The organism is Sphingomonas oligophenolica, from assembly GCF_039522915.1.
Lineage (GTDB): Bacteria > Pseudomonadota > Alphaproteobacteria > Sphingomonadales > Sphingomonadaceae > Sphingomonas > Sphingomonas oligophenolica.
Window position 1 is genome coordinate 216,775 of record NZ_BAAAEH010000005.1, and the last position, 16,223, is coordinate 232,997.

Annotated in this window: 12 protein-coding genes; 11 read left to right on the plus strand and 1 reads right to left on the minus strand. The window is 63.9% G+C overall.

Translation table 11 applies throughout. The features are described from left to right. Positions 1-57 precede the first annotated feature (57 nt). From ABD050_RS03525 to ABD050_RS03575, 11 genes are all read left to right on the plus strand, one after another. Positions 58-2,151, plus strand: coding sequence for a malate synthase G (locus ABD050_RS03525; protein WP_343887755.1), 2,094 nt, complete (start codon positions 58-60; stop codon positions 2,149-2,151). An 82-nt stretch (positions 2,152-2,233) separates the two neighbouring features. Continuing rightward, positions 2,234-3,724: a flavin-containing monooxygenase gene (locus ABD050_RS03530; RefSeq protein ID WP_343887756.1), complete on the plus strand. Its 1,491-nt coding sequence runs from the start codon at positions 2,234-2,236 to the stop codon at positions 3,722-3,724. 107 nt (positions 3,725-3,831) lie between these two features. Further along, positions 3,832-4,464, plus strand: a complete 633-nt coding sequence (locus ABD050_RS03535; RefSeq protein WP_343887757.1) for a CerR family C-terminal domain-containing protein — start codon at positions 3,832-3,834, stop codon at positions 4,462-4,464. Next, on the plus strand, positions 4,461-5,594 hold the full coding sequence (locus ABD050_RS03540) for an HlyD family secretion protein (RefSeq protein ID WP_343887758.1): 1,134 nt from the start codon (positions 4,461-4,463) through the stop codon (positions 5,592-5,594). The genes ABD050_RS03535 and ABD050_RS03540 overlap by 4 nt, the downstream gene beginning before the upstream one ends. A gap of 1 nt (position 5,595) precedes the next feature. Continuing rightward, positions 5,596-7,188 carry a DHA2 family efflux MFS transporter permease subunit gene (locus tag ABD050_RS03545; protein WP_343887759.1) on the plus strand — a complete coding sequence of 531 codons (1,593 nt, stop codon included), beginning with the start codon at positions 5,596-5,598 and terminating at the stop codon, positions 7,186-7,188. A 32-nt stretch (positions 7,189-7,220) separates the two neighbouring features. Beyond that, positions 7,221-8,672 carry an efflux transporter outer membrane subunit gene (locus ABD050_RS03550; RefSeq protein ID WP_343887760.1) on the plus strand — a complete coding sequence of 484 codons (1,452 nt, stop codon included), beginning with the start codon at positions 7,221-7,223 and terminating at the stop codon, positions 8,670-8,672. Between the two features lie 36 nt (positions 8,673-8,708). After that, entirely contained in the window at positions 8,709-9,884 is a 1,176-nt protein-coding gene (gene argE, locus ABD050_RS03555; protein WP_343887761.1) for an acetylornithine deacetylase, read from the plus strand. A gap of 605 nt (positions 9,885-10,489) precedes the next feature. After that, entirely contained in the window at positions 10,490-11,809 is a 1,320-nt protein-coding gene (locus tag ABD050_RS03560) for an EAL domain-containing protein (protein WP_343887762.1), read from the plus strand. A gap of 61 nt (positions 11,810-11,870) precedes the next feature. Next, positions 11,871-14,354, plus strand: a complete 2,484-nt coding sequence (locus ABD050_RS03565; protein ID WP_343887763.1) for a sensor histidine kinase — start codon at positions 11,871-11,873, stop codon at positions 14,352-14,354. 65 nt (positions 14,355-14,419) lie between these two features. Continuing rightward, positions 14,420-14,809 carry a response regulator gene (locus ABD050_RS03570; RefSeq protein WP_343887764.1) on the plus strand — a complete coding sequence of 130 codons (390 nt, stop codon included), beginning with the start codon at positions 14,420-14,422 and terminating at the stop codon, positions 14,807-14,809. Between the two features lie 73 nt (positions 14,810-14,882). Continuing rightward, positions 14,883-15,116, plus strand: a complete 234-nt coding sequence (locus ABD050_RS03575; protein WP_343887765.1) for a hypothetical protein — start codon at positions 14,883-14,885, stop codon at positions 15,114-15,116. Positions 15,117-15,343: 227 nt separating this feature from the next. On the opposite strand, the gene ABD050_RS03580 is transcribed toward ABD050_RS03575, so the two are convergent. After that, positions 15,344-16,186 (minus strand): class I SAM-dependent methyltransferase, encoded by an 843-nt coding sequence (locus ABD050_RS03580; RefSeq protein ID WP_343887766.1) that lies wholly within the window; start codon positions 16,184-16,186, stop codon positions 15,344-15,346. Positions 16,187-16,223: the final 37 nt, after the last annotated feature.

A 16,223-nucleotide genomic window follows, 5' to 3' on the forward strand; every position in this document is an offset into this window, starting at 1 on the left:
ACTGGCCTAAGCGCGGCCCAGCCCTCCCCAGGCAGACGCACTTACCCAGGAGGTCCAATGCCCGAAATGCTCGATCGCGCCGGCCTGTCGGTTGCCGCCCCGCTTGCCGCTTTTGTCGAAGAGCAGGTGCTCCCGCCGCTCGGCATTGACCCGGGCGTCTGGTGGCGGGGTGTGGCCGACATCTACAAAAGCTTCGCGCCGGAGAACCGAGCCTTGCTGGCGAAGCGCGACGCGCTGCAGGAGAAGATCGATTCGCGCTATGTCGCCGGTGGTGCGGTGGACGAGGCGTTCCTGCGCGACATCGGCTATCTCGTTCCCGAGCCTGCCTCCTTCACCATCGGCACCGCGAATGTCGATGCCGAGATCGCGACAATGGCCGGGCCGCAGCTCGTCGTCCCGGTGCTCAATGCCCGCTTCGTCCTCAACGCAGCCAATGCGCGCTGGGGGAGCCTGTATGACGCGCTGTACGGGACTGACGCGCTGCCGGGTATGGCCGTCCCCGGCGGCTATGATGCGGTGCGCGGCGCCCAGGTGATCGACTATGCGAAGGCGTTCCTGGATCAGGCAGTGCCGCTGGCGGGAGAGAAATGGGCTGATTGCCGCGGCGGCATGCCCGAGCTGCGCGACCCGTCCCAGCTGGTCGGTCGCAAGGGCGATTCCTTCCTGTTCCGCCATAACGGCCTGCATATCGAGGTCGTGGTCGATCGCGAGAGCGCGATCGGCCGCAGCGATCTGGCCGGCATCTCGGACGTTCTTCTCGAATCCGCACTGACCACGATCGTCGACCTCGAGGATTCCGTCGCTGCGGTCGATGCAGAGGACAAGGTTGCCGCCTATGCCAATTGGCTCGGGCTGATGCGGGGCGACCTGGAAGAGAGCTTCGACAAGGGCGGCAGGACGATCACGCGCCGGCTCAATCCCGATCGCGTCTATCAGGGCCTTGACGGCGACACGGTGACGCTGCCCGGTCGAAGCCTGCTCTTCGTGCGCAATGTCGGCCATCTGATGACGACGCCGGCCTTGCGGCTTGCCGATGGGAATGAGGCGCCCGAGGGAATCCTCGACGCGATCATGACCAGCACGATTGCTCTCTATGATCTTCGCGGGCTAGGCACATACCGCAACAGCCGCGCCGGCTCGGTCTATATCGTCAAGCCGAAGATGCATGGGCCCGAAGAGGTCGGCTTCACCAACCGGCTGTTCGATGCGGTCGAAAATCTGCTCGGTCTGGCGCGCCACACCATCAAGGTCGGGGTGATGGACGAGGAGCGCCGTACCTCGGCCAATCTCGCTGCCTGTATCGAGACGGTGAAGGACCGAATCGTTTTCATCAACACCGGGTTCCTCGATCGCACGGGCGACGAGATGCACACGGCGATGCGTGCCGGGCCGATGATCCCCAAGGCTGAAATGAAGTCGAGCGCGTGGATCAAGGCCTATGAGGATCGCAATGTCCGCATCGGTCTGGCGCATGGGTTTTCGGGCCGTGCGCAGATCGGCAAGGGCATGTGGGCAGCGCCGGACCGGATGGCCGACATGATGGACCAGAAGATCGCGCACCCCCGCTCGGGCGCCAACACTGCCTGGGTGCCGAGCCCGACCGCGGCGACGCTTCACGCGATTCACTATCACCAGGTCGACGTGTTCGAGCGACAGGAGGAAATCGCGCGTGAGGCGATTCCGGGGCTCCCCGGCTTGTTGACCGTGCCGGTCGCGCAGGAAGGGCGTAACTGGACGCCTGACGAGGCCCGTGATGAGCTCGACAATAATGCGCAGGGCATTCTGGGCTATGTCGTGCGCTGGATCGATCAGGGCGTGGGCTGCTCCAAGGTGCCCGATATCCATGACATCGGACTGATGGAGGACCGGGCAACCTTGCGCATTTCGTCGCAACACATGGCCAACTGGCTGTTGCACGGCGTCGCGACTGAAGCCGATATCGAAGGCGCCTTTGCGCGGATGGCGGCGAAGGTCGATGTCCAGAATGCCGACGATCCGCTGTACCGACCGATGTCCGGGCATCCGGAAAGTCTGGCCTGGCAGGCGGCGCGGGCTTTGGTGTTCGAGGGGCTGACCCAACCCAATGGCTATACCGAGCCTCTGCTCCACGCATATCGTGCCAGGGCGAAGGCCGCCGAAAAGGCTGGCTGAAAAAAACATTGCGGATCGAAACTGATCTTTGCGTCTCCGATAAAAATCGAATATCGGGTATCGTGGAGAGGGTCATAGAGCCATGGAACATTTTGACGTCGTCGTAGTGGGTGCGGGTATCTCGGGGATCGGCGCAGGCTGGCATCTCCAGACGCAGAGCCCCGATCGTACTTATGTGATCCTCGAAGGCCGCAAGGCGATCGGGGGGACGTGGGACCTGTTTCGTTATCCCGGCATCCGCTCCGATTCGGACATGTACACGCTCGGCTATTCGTTCCGGCCCTGGACCGAGGCAAAGGCGATCGCGGACGGGCCGTCGATTCTCAAGTATGTAAACGACACCGCGCGCGACTATGGCATCGACAAGCACATCCGCTTTGGCCACCACGTCAAGCGTGCTGCCTGGTCGACGCCTGAGGCGCGCTGGACGGTCGAGGCCGACGGTCCCGACGGGCCGGTCAGCTTCACCTGCAATTTCCTCTTCATGTGCAGCGGCTATTATAATTACGCGCACGGCCATACCCCCGACTTTCCCGATGCGGACAGCTTCAAGGGGAGGGTGGTCCATCCGCAATTCTGGCCCGAAGACCTGGATTATACCGGCAAGCAGGTCGTGGTGATCGGCAGCGGCGCGACCGCGGTGACGCTGGTGCCGGCAATGGCGGAAAAGGCGGCGCATGTGACGATGCTGCAGCGGTCGCCAACCTATGTCGTTTCGCGGCCCGCTGAGGACGGTTTCGCCAACTGGCTGCGGCGCAAGCTGCCCGCAATGCTCGCCTATGACATCACGCGGTGGCGCAACGTGCTGTTCCAGATGTTCTTCTACAATCTTGCGCGCAAGCGGCCCGAAAAGACCAAGGCCCGGATCCTCGACATGGTCCGCGAGCAACTCGGCCCCGACTACGACGTCGCGACCCACTTCACGCCGCGCTACAATCCTTGGGATCAACGCCTGTGCCTGGTGCCCGATGGCGATCTGTTCGAGGCGATCAAGACAGGCAAGGCCTCAGTCGTCACCGACAAGATCGAGCGCTTCACGCCGACCGGGATCAAGCTCGAATCGGGTGCCGAACTGCCCGCTGACGTGATCGTCACTGCGACTGGGCTCGAGCTCCAGGTGCTGAGCGATGTCGCGTTCAGCGTCGACGGTATGCCGGTCGACCTGTCCAAGACCTTCAACTATAAGGGAATGATGTACAGCGATGTGCCGAACCTGGCGTCGTCCTTCGGCTATACCAATGCGTCCTGGACGCTGAAGGCCGATCTCACCTGTGCCTATGTCTGTCGGTTGCTCAACACCATGCGGAAGCGCGGGTTGCGCCAGGCGACGCCGCGGATCGGCGACGACGTGCTGACGCCCGAGCCGTTTCTCAGCTTCAGCTCGGGCTATGTGACGCGGGCGATGGAGAAATTCCCCAAGCAGGGCAACAAGAAACCCTGGAAGCTTTACCAGAATTACGCTCGCGACGTGCTGTCGCTGCGCTTCGGTTCGGTTGACGACGGGATGGAATTCTCCAATCCCGCGCCGATCGGGAAACCCGCTCGATCGGACCGCGAGACGATCGCGGCCTGACGACAGGGAACCCCGGAGGAAGATCCGCGTTTTGGGCTGAGCCTGAAAATTCACGGTACTTTCCCGACATGCTTGATTTGTTCGTTCGAACGAATTAACGGCGCCGCGTGGTTCAGCAGCGGCTTCTCGACATCGCAATCCGCGAATTCGGTCTGAAGGGCCTTGAAGGCGCGAGCACTCGGGAGATCGCTGCCGCGGCGGATACCGCGATGTCCTCGATCACCTATCATTATGGCGGCAAGGAAGGGCTTTACCTCGCCGCCGCTGATCACATTGCCGCGCAGATGGGCCAGTATATGGCCGCTGCGCTCGATCTCGGCCAGATGCCGACGACGCCCCAGGAGGCACGCGCATCGATTCATCGCATTCTCGACGCGTTCACGGCGAAGATGGCAAGCGATGTGAATTCGGACTGGTCGCTGTTCGTCGTTCGCGAGCAGATGAACCCGACCGAGGCATTCGAACGCATTTATGGCGGGCTGATGGGCCAGATGATGCGGCGGCTCGTCGAGCTGGTCTGCATCGCGACCGGCCGACGCGACGCGCATGTCGCGCAAATCGCGACGATCACGCTGTTCGGGCAGGTCGTCGTCATCCGCGCCTCGCGCGCCTCGTGCCTCAAGCTCCTTGAGCGCGACCGGATCGACCCTTCGGCCCTTGCGATTTTCAGTGCGCGGATCGCCGCCAATACCGATGCCATTCTCGACAGGCTGATAGCCGAGCGACAGGAGCTCCCATGAGCGACGAACAGCCCAGGACGAATAATGATCAGGCTGGTGACGATCAGCCGCCAGGGAACGGCCCCGAGAATGGTGGGGTGGAGAAGAAGCCGTCGCTGTTCAGCAAGCCTTTGTTCTGGGTCATCCTGATCGGCGTCGTCGCCGTGCTGGTGATCGGCGCGCTCCTCTTCTGGCTCAATGCGCGCCAATATGAGTCGACTGACGACGCCTTTATCGACGCGCATATCGTCCGCATCGCGCCGACGGTGGCAGGAACGCTCAAGGAAGTCGCCGATGTCGACAATCGCCATGTCGAGGCTGGCCACCTCCTCGCGGTGATCGAGGCGTCGGGTACCGAGGCGCATGTTTCGGAGGCGGACGCCAATGTGAAGCAGGCCGAGGCGCAGTTCGAGCAATCGCGCGCTCAGGTCACCGCCGCCGAGGCGGCCCGTGACCAGGCCGCTGCCCAGGCGCGCGCACCGATCGCAACCGCGGCCAAGGCCGCCCAGGATCTCGCGCGCTATCAGGCGCTGCAGCGGCTCGATCCGACTGCCATTGCCGGGCAGCAGCTCGACGCCGCCCGCGCCCAGGCACGATCGACCGCCGCGGATGCGGCCGCCGCACGGCGCCAGATCGAGAGCGCCGCCGCCCAGATCGCGGTGGCACGCCGTCAGGTCGGCGCTGCCCAGGCGCTGGTCGAGTCCCGCCGGGCGCAGGTCGCGCAGGCAAAGGTGACTCTTGGCGACAATCGCCTCGTCGCGCCGGTTTCGGGCCAGGTGGTCAATCGTCAGGTCAATCTCGGCTCCTATGTGGGGCCGGGCACCCAGTTGATGGCAATCGTGCCCGACCATGTCTGGGTGACGGCGAACTTCAAGGAGACCCAGCTCAGGCGCATGCGGATCGGTCAGCCGGTGACGATCAAAGTCGACGCTTATCCCGACATTCAGTTCAAGGGCCATGTCGATTCGGTCCAGCGCGGCGCCGGCCAGGCCTTTGCGCTGCTGCCGCCGCAGAACGCGACCGGAAATTATGTGAAGGTCGTGCAGCGCGTGCCGGTGCGGATCGAGTTCGATACCAAGGACGGGCCGGATCCGCGCAAATATCCGCTCGGGCCGGGCATGTCAGTGGTCCCGACCGTCAAGGTCCGCTGATATGGCCACCGCAGCAGTGGTAGACGGCTGGAGCCCCAGTCGCTCGGCCGCGGGGCCCTATAGTCCGTGGCTGCTGGTCGGTATCATCAGTATCCCGACCTTCATGGAGGTGCTCGACACTTCGATCGCCAATGTCTCGCTCGACCATATCGCCGGCGGACTTTCGATCACGACCGACCAGGCGACCTGGGTGCTGACCAGCTATCTCGTTGCCAATGCGATCATCATCCCGATCAGCGGCTGGCTGTCCGATGCGATCGGGCGGAAACGCTATTTCATGATTTCGATCGCGCTGTTCACCCTGTCGTCGCTGATGTGCGGGCTCGCGCCCAATCTCTCGACGTTGGTCATCGCCCGCGTGTTCCAGGGGATAGGCGGTGGCGGCCTTGCGCCGGTCGAGCAATCGATGCTCGCCGATACCTTTCCGCCCCGGCAACGCGGCATGGCCTTCGCCGCCTTCGCGATCGTCGTGGTGGTGGGGCCGGTGCTCGGGCCGACGCTGGGTGGCTACATTACCGAGACCTGGAGCTGGCACTGGGTGTTCCTGATCAACGTGCCGATCGGGATTGCGTCCTTCTTCCTCGCCAGCATCTTCGTCGACGAGCCGCAGGGCATCAGGGACGATCGCGCCAAGCTGCTCAAGCGCGGCCTGCGAATCGATTATATCGGCGTCATCCTGATCGCGCTTGGGCTTGGCTTTCTCGAGCTCACGCTTGATCGCGGCGAGCGGGAGGACTGGTTCTCGAGCGGCTTCATCATCATGTCGGCGACGATTGCGGTGGTGTCGCTGATCGGACTGGCCCTCTGGGAGCTCAATCACGACGATCCGGTGGTCGATCTCAAACTGCTCAAGAGCCGTAATTTCTCGACGACGCTTCTGGTGATGGGTGTGACCGGGCTGGTCCTGTTCGGCACCACGCAGCTGATCCCGCAGATGCTGCAGCAGGTGATGGGATACAGCTCGTTCGATGCCGGGCTCGCTTTGACCGCCGGGGGGCTCGCGACTCTCGTCATGGTGCCTTTTGCCGGGCGCCTGTCAGGTGTTGTCGATGTCCGTCTGCTCTTGTTCCCAGCGTTGATGGTGCAGGCCTTCGCGCTCTGGAACATGTCGCATCTCACCGCCGATATTTCCTTTGCCGATGCGGCCTTCGCGCGACTGTTTCAGGCGGCGGCGCTGCCATTCCTGTTCGTGCCGATCAGCACGGCCGCTTATGCCGGGATACCCCAGAACAAGACGGCACAGGCGTCGAGCCTGTTGAACGTGGCGCGCAATCTGGGCGGCACGATCGGCATTTCGTCTGCGCAGACATTGCTGGCGTCGAACCTGCAGATCCATCAGTCAGTGCTGGTGGAGCAGCTGAATCCACTCGACCCGCGCTACAATGACTGGCTGGCAAAGGCGCAGAGTGCGTTCGGCAGCATCGGCGACACGACAACCCCGCTCGCCGTGCTCTACAGCCAGGTCCAGCGCCAGGCGTCGATGCTCGCCTTTCTCGATGTATTTCGCGAATTGATGGTGGTGGTGCTGGTGGTGGCGCCGCTCGTTTTCCTGATGAGCCCGGCCAAGTCCGGCGGTGGAGGCATGGCACATTGACCTGGAAACGCACATCGGCGGGGCTCGGCGCAATGTTGTTCGCGAGCGCCTGCACTGTCGGGCCGAATTATCATCCGCCGGAAATGGCCGTGCCCGCGGCGTATGGCGAGCCGCAGGCGGCGGTGCCCGGCGCGACGATCGATCCGGCGCGCTGGTGGTCGGCCTTTGGCGATCCGCAGCTCGACGCGCTGGTCGACCGCGCGCTGAAGGATAACCCGGATATTGCGGCGGCCGCATCGCGTGTCCGCCAGGCCCGGCTGCAGGAAATCGGCGCACGCGCGGCGGGCAAGCCGACCGTCGATGCGACGGCTGGTGCGAGCCATGTCGAATTCAGCAAGAATGCCGGCTTCGCCTCGCTCGCGCAGCTATTCTCGGGCGGATCCAGCGGAAATGGCGGCTCCAGCGCACCCGGCGGCATCGCGCTGCCTGGCAGCGGGATCACGACCTATTCCGTCGGCTTCGACGCAAGCTGGGAGGCTGATCTGTTCGGCGGCGACCGGCGTGGTGTCGAGGCAGCGGTCGCGCGCACCGATGCGGCGGTCTGGACGAAGCGCGACGCGGCGGTGACGCTGGCGGCCGAGGTGGCGCAGGCTTATTTCGCACTTCGGCTCGACCAGGAGCAGATCGCGATCGTCGAGCAGGAGCTGACGCGCCAGCGGCGCGCCCTGGAAATCGCCGGGAATGTCGCGAAAGTCGGGCTGGTGCCGCAAGTCGATGTCGTGCGCCAGCGCGGGTCGATCACCACCACCGAGGCGCGACTCGAGCCGGTCCGGTCCGACGCTCGGATGCGGATTCACGCGCTTGGCATCCTGATCGGTGAGCCGCCCGAGACGCTCGATGCCCAGCTCTCCGCACCCGGCGTGACGCCCGTCGTCCTGCCTGTCGTGCCGGCCGGCCTGCCGTCCGATCTGCTGCGGCGGCGGCCTGATATTCGCGCCGCCGAGCGGCAGCTTGCCGCGTCGACCGCCGATGTCGGCGTGGCGGTTGCCGATCTCTATCCGAAATTCTCGCTGACCGGGGTCGCTGAATTGCTGTCGACCTCGCTCGCCAATCTGTTCACCGGCGACAGCCTGCAGCTCAGCGGCTCGGGCGCGGTCAGCTTCCCGCTGTTCGATTGGGGCAAGCGCAAGGCGACGGTCGGCGTCCGCAAGGAGCAACGCGAACAGGCCTATGCCCAGTATCGCGCGACCGTTCTCGGGGCATTGCGCGACGTCGAGGATCCGCTTGCCCGGATCGATGCCGAACGGCGGCGAAACGCCACGCTGAAGCGCGCCGTGGCGGACGCGGAGACGACGGCGCATGCAGTCGAGTCGCAGTATCGCACCGGCTTCGTCGCGCAGGATTCGCTGCTGAATGCAGAGAGCCAGATATTGACCGCGCGCGAGCAGGTTGCGGCAAGCGACGCGCAGTTGCGGCAGGACAGCATCGCGCTGTTCAAGGCGATCGGCGGTGGTTGGCACGAAGAGGCGCCGCCCGCGCGCTGATTGGCGCCCGGGCGGGCTTGGGGCTAGGGTCGGTCGATGAGCGCCGATTCTTCCGCTGACCTCGCTGCCGCGGCGACCAGCCATCTCGAGCGGTTGATCGCGTTCGACACCACCTCGCGTGATTCGAACCTGGCCTTGATCCGCTATGTGGAGGCATTTCTCGGCGAGCATGGTGTCGCGTCACGGCGCGTGTCGAATCCCGAAGGGACCAAGGCCAATCTCTACGCGACGGTCGGGCCTTCAGTGCCGGGCGGCGTCATACTGTCGGGCCATACCGATGTCGTGCCGGTCGACGGGCAGCACTGGGCAAGCGATCCCTTCGCCCTGACCCGGCGCGGCGAACGGCTTTATGGACGCGGTACGTGCGACATGAAGGGCTTCATCGCGCTTGCGCTGGCCAGCGTGCCCGCCCTTGTCCGGCGTGGAACGACGAGGCCGATTCATCTGGCTCTTTCCTATGACGAGGAGGTGGGCTGCCTCGGCGCGCCCTCCATGATTCGCGAGCTCGTCGTCGAATTGCCGGCGCCCGAAGCCGTGATCGTCGGTGAACCGACCAATATGGAGGTAGTCAGCGGGCACAAGGGCATCTCGACATGGCGGGTCACCGTGACCGGGCATGAGGCGCATTCAAGCCTGACTCACCTCGGCATCTCGGCGAACATGGTCGCGGTCGGACTGATGAATCAGCTCCTCGAGCTTGCGCAACGCCTTGAGCGGCACGCTGATCCGGCATCCCATTTCCACCCGCCACATGCGACAGTGACGATCGGGCAGATCAACGGCGGTACCGCGGTCAACATCCTAGCGCGCGAATGCATGTTCGTGTTCGATCTCCGTGCGCCGCCCGGCCAGGATCCCGAGGCGATCATCGCTCCCTTCCTCGAGGCGTGCGGCACGACCGACACCGCGCTGAAGCGCATTTTCCCCGACGCCGGTGTGATTGTAGTCAGGCGATCGGCAACGCCGTCTTTCGCGTCGGAGCCGGGCGGCGATGCCGAGAGGCTGGCCCGGCGCCTCGCCGGCGACAATGGGCCGACCCGCGCGGTTTCCTATGCGGCTGAGGCAGGGCAGTTTCAGGGTGCGGGTTTCTCGACGATCATCTGCGGCCCAGGCTCGATCGAGCAGGCCCATCAGCCGGACGAATTTCTGGAGGTCGCGCAACTGGAGCGCGGTGCCGCTTTCATGGCGCGACTGCACGACGCGGTACGATAAGGTCCGCATCAACCGGGACGGTTTCGGTTTTATTATTTATTGTAAGCCGACGAGTCCGATGCAGGGCTCGCCTGTGTATTTTTCGTTAATCTCAAATCCACGCACAGAGCGCCTGCTGGGCTCGCAACCTGCCGTTTCGGCAATGGCCCGCCGTCACCTCGTATCCGGGCTGGTGGTATCGATCCGACTCCGGGCAAACCATTCTGAGACAGAGCGTTTTAGCCGGAAATCGGATCGATCGACTGGGTTACCAGGGGCGAACGGTTTCGCCGTAAATCAACGCGATGATGAACTGAAGCACTTGTTTTCTCCCTCGTGGCGCTCAGCCGAGCGCATCAAATAGTTAAGAGAAAATTAGCTATAAATCAATCCGTTTCCCGGGGCTTGCGGTTACTACGTAAGGTCCGGGGGTGGCCGCTTAAGAGTTCGTTCAGTCGCGCCTGCTACCGCTGCCTCCGATGGTGCGCGCCGTGCGAAAATATCGCTCCGACAAGGGGCAAAGGCCACGCGGCGTGCCGTTGTGGGGTTCGGCGGCGCTCGCAAATTCGCCGGAGCATGCTGACCGTGGCGCCGGCTGCGCCAACGCGGAGGCTCCTGCGACCGGCATGGATGTGTTTCAAAATGAAACACCGGCTCGTGATAACCTGCTATCCGACTATGACGACCGGACGACCTCGCCTTTGCCCAAAGCATGGCATTTCCTGTGTCTTGCCGAGATCGCCAATTTTGCGGCGTTGCGGCGTAGCCTCGGCCGGGCGCGCGCCAACCGGTTGCCGGTCGATGTCAGTGCCCGAATCAATGCGAGTCTTTCCGGCGCGCGGATTGCCGCGGTGGGGCGCACCACCATCGAAATCGCTTTCGAGGGCGACACCCTGACGGATCTTGCCGCTGCACTTGGTTGCCTGACCGCTGACTTCGATCTTCCGCTCAATCTCGACGGCGAGCAGCATCGGCTCGAGATGCATTTCGGCGCCGCCGCCGCGCCCGCCGGCGATGCGGAGGATGTGCGGCTGGCCGAGGAGGCCGAAAGCGCTCTCGATCAGGCACGTACCGAGGCCCACGCCGTCATCCGCGATCTCTCGGCGGGCACACCGGCCTTCGATCGCCTCACCCTCACCCGCGAACTGCCGGATGCGATCGTGAACGGTGAGATGTTCCTGCAATATCAGCCAAAGGTCCATGTTCGCCGCCAGCAGATCGCCAGCGCCGAGGCACTGGTGCGCTGGCAACACCCCACGCGGGGGCTGATCCTGCCGGGCGATTTCATCACCGTTGCCGAAGAGGCGCGCGAAATCTCGGCGCTCACCTTGTGGACACTCGAGAAGGTGATTGCCGACCAGAAGCTGATCGCGGCCGACGGCAATGATCTCACCATCTTCATCAACATCTCGGGTCAGTTGCTGGCTGATGTGCGCTTCGTGAAGCAGATGTGCACCAGGGTCGTCGAAAGTGGCGCACGGATCGGCCTCGAGATCACCGAGACATCGGTGATCCGTGATCCGGAAAGCGCGATCGCCAATCTTCAGGCCTTTGCTGATGTCGGGATTGCCATCGCGATCGACGATTACGGCGCGGGCCTTTCCTCGCTCGCTTATCTGAAGCAGCTCCCGGCCCGCGAGCTGAAGATCGACAAGATGTTCGTGCTCCAGCTCACCAGCAGCAACCGCGATCCGCTGATCGTGCGCTCGACGATCGATCTCGCGCATGCCCTCGAGATGGAGGTGACGGCGGAGGGTGTCGAAACCCAGGCTGCCATGGCGTTGCTCAGCGTGATGGGCTGCGACATGGTGCAGGGCTATCTGATCAGTCGCCCGGTATCGATCGAGGCCTTTCGCCAATTCCTCCGCGACGACAAGGCGCGCGCGCCGGAAGAACAGAGCCACGCCATGTTTCGTCGCCCGGCAAGCTTCTGGAAGAGCGCCTGACGATCTGCTCGGGGCTGCTCCTTAGCAAGGGCTTAAGATATTCTTGCCACAGTTGCGCGCGATGACGAGTTTCACCTTTCGCGCGACGTTCGCGGCTATGCTGATCGCGATGGCGGCGCTCTGCGGCGTGGCGGCGTCAGCACAAGCGGGCGCGGTCGACCCCGGCACGCGCTTTGATGTGATCGTCGCCGATGCCAAGGCGACGATGCTGATCGATCCTGCCAGGACGATCGCCAAGGCGAAGGCAGCGGAGGCCGCGGCGCAGGGGCTTGCCGGCCGTCAGCGCACGATCGGCATTGCGACCGCGAAATGGCTCCAAGGGGAAGCCTATCTCCGCTTGAACGATACGAAGCATGCCAAGCTCCCGATCGACGAGGCGCTTGCCGCGGTATCGACCGGGGGGCCACCGACCAAGCTCAACGGCGACTTGCTGCTGTCCCGCGGCGGCTATCACACCCTGACCGCCAATGTAGCGGCCGCGCTCAGCGATTATCAGCAGGCCCACAATATCTTCCGGGATATCGGTGCAACGCGCAGCCGCGCGGTGGCGCTGCAGAGCATCGCGGTGCTGTATCAGGAAGCCGAAGATTACGAGACCGCGCTGGCCTATTACAAACAGGCTGGAGAGGTCTATCGCGGCGACCCGTCGCTCGCCTTCACCAACGCGAACAATCGCGGGGCCGACCTGAAGGAACTCGGCCGTTTCGCCGAAGCCGAGCAGCAATTCCGCCAGGCACTGGCCCTGAGTCGATCAATGCAGAGCCCGGCGCTCGAGGTTCTCGTGCTGCGCAACATCGCGCGTGCCGATCTTGCCATGGGAAAACTGGACGCGGCCGATCGCGCGATTGCCGAAGGGGCTCGGATATCGAGCCGTGCCGGCGTTTCAGCGTCGGTCGAGCAGGATTGGAGCGTTGCCGCGCAGGCCGCACTCCAGCGAGGCGAGTTGGCGAAGGCCGAGGCGCTGATCGATCGCAGCTTCCGCGGCGTCAACCTCAAGGAGACGACGCTCTCGTTCCGCGAAGCCCACAAGACCGCCTATGAACTGTACAAGAAGCTCGGCAACGCAAAACAGGCGCTCCTTCATCTCGAAGCGCTGAAACGGCTCGACGACGATACCTCGACGCTCGCCGCCTCGACCAACACGGCGCTTGCGGCGGCGCGATTCGATTCAGTCAACCAGAAGGCTCAGATCGAAAAGCTCAGAGCCGACGAATTGCAGCGCAATATCGATTTCGAGCGATCGAAGGCGCAGACCCAGCGCATGATCTTCATCGGGCTCGGCGTGGTGACGATCGTGATCGTTTCGATGCTTGCCTTCGGACTCATCACGATCCGTCGCAGCCGCAACGAGGTTCGCGCAGCGAATATCGACCTGGCCGCGACCAACAGCGCGCTGGGCAAGGCACTGGCGGCGAAGACCGAATTTCTCGCGACGACAAGTCATGAGATCCGTACGCCGCTGAACGGCATCCTCGGCATGACCCAGGTGATGCTCGCAGACGGGAAGCTCGCCCCGTCGATGCGCGACCGGATCGAGATCGTTCACGGCGCCGGCGTCAGCATGCGGGCGCTGGTCGACGACATTCTCGATGTCGCGAAGATGGAAACCGGCAACATGACGATCGAGCATCTCCCGTTCGATCTCAAGGCCACCTTGCGAGAGGTTTCGCGCATGTGGGAGGAGCAGGCGCGCGCGCGCGGCATCACTTTCACGCTCGATCTCGAAGAGTGCCCGACGCATATTGTGGGCGATGCCGCCCGGCTGCGCCAGATCAGCTTCAACCTGCTCTCCAACGCGCTCAAATTCACTGAAAGCGGATCAATCCGCGTTAGTGCGAAGACGATCGGCGGTGCGGAGCAGCCGAAACTGGCGATCGAGATCAGCGATACGGGCATCGGCATCCCGGCCGACAAGCATGAGATCATCTTCGAATCCTTCCGCCAGGTCGATGCGGGAACGACGCGCAAGTTTGGCGGCACCGGGCTTGGCCTTGCGATCTGCCGCAATCTGGCGCGCGCGATGGACGGCGACGTCACCGTCCGCAGCGAGGCGGGGGAGGGCGCTGTCTTCAGGCTCGAGCTGCCGCTGATACGCGCCGAGGCAGCCGACGAGGTTGCACGGGAGGCGGGCGAGGCGCAGTCACTGGTCATTCTCGACCGCAATCCCATCACCCGCAGCATGCTCCGCGCAGTGCTGGAAGCGCGCGCAGGCAAGATCGTGTTCGCGGGGTCGGTTGGCGAGGCGATCGCGCTGATGCGCGCAGGGGGCGTGGCGTGGCTGCTGATCGATGACGCCACGATCAGGGCATGCGACAATATACCCGCGACACTCTCCCTGCTCGCGACCGCGGCGACCGAAACGAACACCGCGTCGAGCCTGCTTTGGCCGTCGCCTGACGACGATCAGCGCGCCGACTTGCTGGCGACCGGAATCGACATGGTGATCGGCAAGCCGATCTCCGGCGCGGCGCTTTCTGAAATGCTTTATCCATTGGATAAAAACGACATGGATGGTGCCAACCATCTTGTAACGCAGGCGGCATGATCCGATAAGATGTCCGAAATGAACCTATTTCAAACTCGAGCGGCGCCTGCCCCGGCACCCGCACCATGAATGTTCTCTTCATCGAGGACGATCCGATGAATCGTCGAGTCGTGAAAGACATGCTCGACGTGGCCGGTGCGACGATGACGGGCGCGGAGAGCGCCGAACTCGGTTTGCAACTGGTCGAGGAACAGGATTTCGATATGATCCTGGTCGATCTGCGGATGCCCGGCATGGACGGATTCGAGGCGATCCGCCGGATTCGCGGCCGCGGCGATGCCAAGGCCGGCCTGCCCATCATCGTCGTCACTGCGGACACGGCGATCGACCTGCGCCAGCGATGCCTGGCCGACGGTGCAGACGAAGTTCTGTTCAAGCCGGTCGCGATGGACTCGCTGTTCGATGCGATCGGGCGAATGCTCGCCAAGGGTTCCGGTGACGGAATGATCGGCTGAGCCAGTCCGGCCGAGAGACGGCCACGTCGTTCAAATACATATTTTACTGACTCGTACCGGCTGGCCGGCAGCAGTGAGCATAACCGCAGCTCCGGTTTCCCGCTGTTTCCCGCTGTTATCGCGTTTTTTTATTTTCGCCGCTGTTATGTTGGGTTTTGCGTTCAATTTTCCTGTTCATTATCAAGATTTTACCTGCAATCCTGCTGTTATTGAAGAACAGCGGGATAACAGCGGGGGAACAGCGACGATAACAGCGGCGGAACAGCGGCGGAACAGCGGGGAACAGCGGGACGGCTCGAAGGGCTGAGCCGCCGTCTGGAAAAAACAGTCATGTCAAAGAGCGGGGCGGAACCGGGACAGCATCCCGCCCGCTCGCGCTCCTGCCGCAATCTCTCCAAGGATTGAATCGAACCGATTATCGATCGCCGAATCAGGATTCACGCGTGCGCTCTATTCAGATCGGCCCGGCCGGAAGGACATTCGGCGGAACGCGCCGCCCGGCAGCGGGAGCATAGCCCGCGCCGCCGGGTGCCCCTAGTCGTCCTTCTTCCGCCTGAGCGCATCGGCCAGCGAGGTGGTGCCGCTGCCCCGTCTGGCGGGCTGCGGCTGCGATGGCGCGGGCGCCCAGCCGGTCAGGAACACCAGTTCGAAACGCTCGGACGTGCGGCCGTCAGGGTCAGCGCGCGCGGCAAAGGCCGCAGCGGCGCGCGCGAGCGTATCGCGGCGGAGCGCGGTACGGCCGACCAGAAGATTGGTGGCCGCCATGCCGTGCAAATCTCCCAGCAACCTCCCCAACTCGCCATAGCGCACGACCAGCGATTCCACGTCAGCCACCGGTAGCGCGAAACCAGCCCGGACGAGCAGGTCGCCGGCCGATCGGACGTCGATCTGCGGGTGGATGCGGGCAGCGGGGCGATCCGATTCAGCCTCGCGGAAGACGGCGCGAAGTGTCGACAGGCTGCCGGCGCCGGCAAAGGCACCGACGAAAAGCCCGTCAGGCCGGAGCGCTCGCCTGACGAGCGTCAGGGCGCCGGGGAGGTCGTTGACGCTGTCGAGCACGCCCGCTGAAACCACGAGGTCAAAAGACCCTTCGGCGAAGGGCAGACGATCCTCATCCGCCTGAATGCCGCCCACAGCCCGCGCGAAGCTGGAGCCGGCGTCGCAGCGGACGATCCTGGCGCCGGGCGGAGGCTGGAAGCTGCCGTCGAAGCAGCCGAGGTCAAGGACATCCTCGAAGCTGCGCGTGACGCTGTCGAGTCGCTCCCGGATGCCGTCGAGCATCGCTGCGCGGAGAAAATCATGGTCAGCGAAGCGTGCACTGGCGCGATCCCGACGCAGGCGACGCGCGGCGCGGTCGAAGATTTCAGGAACGCTCATCGCGCGGGCTTGTGCCGCCGGATGTGCGGCGCGACAA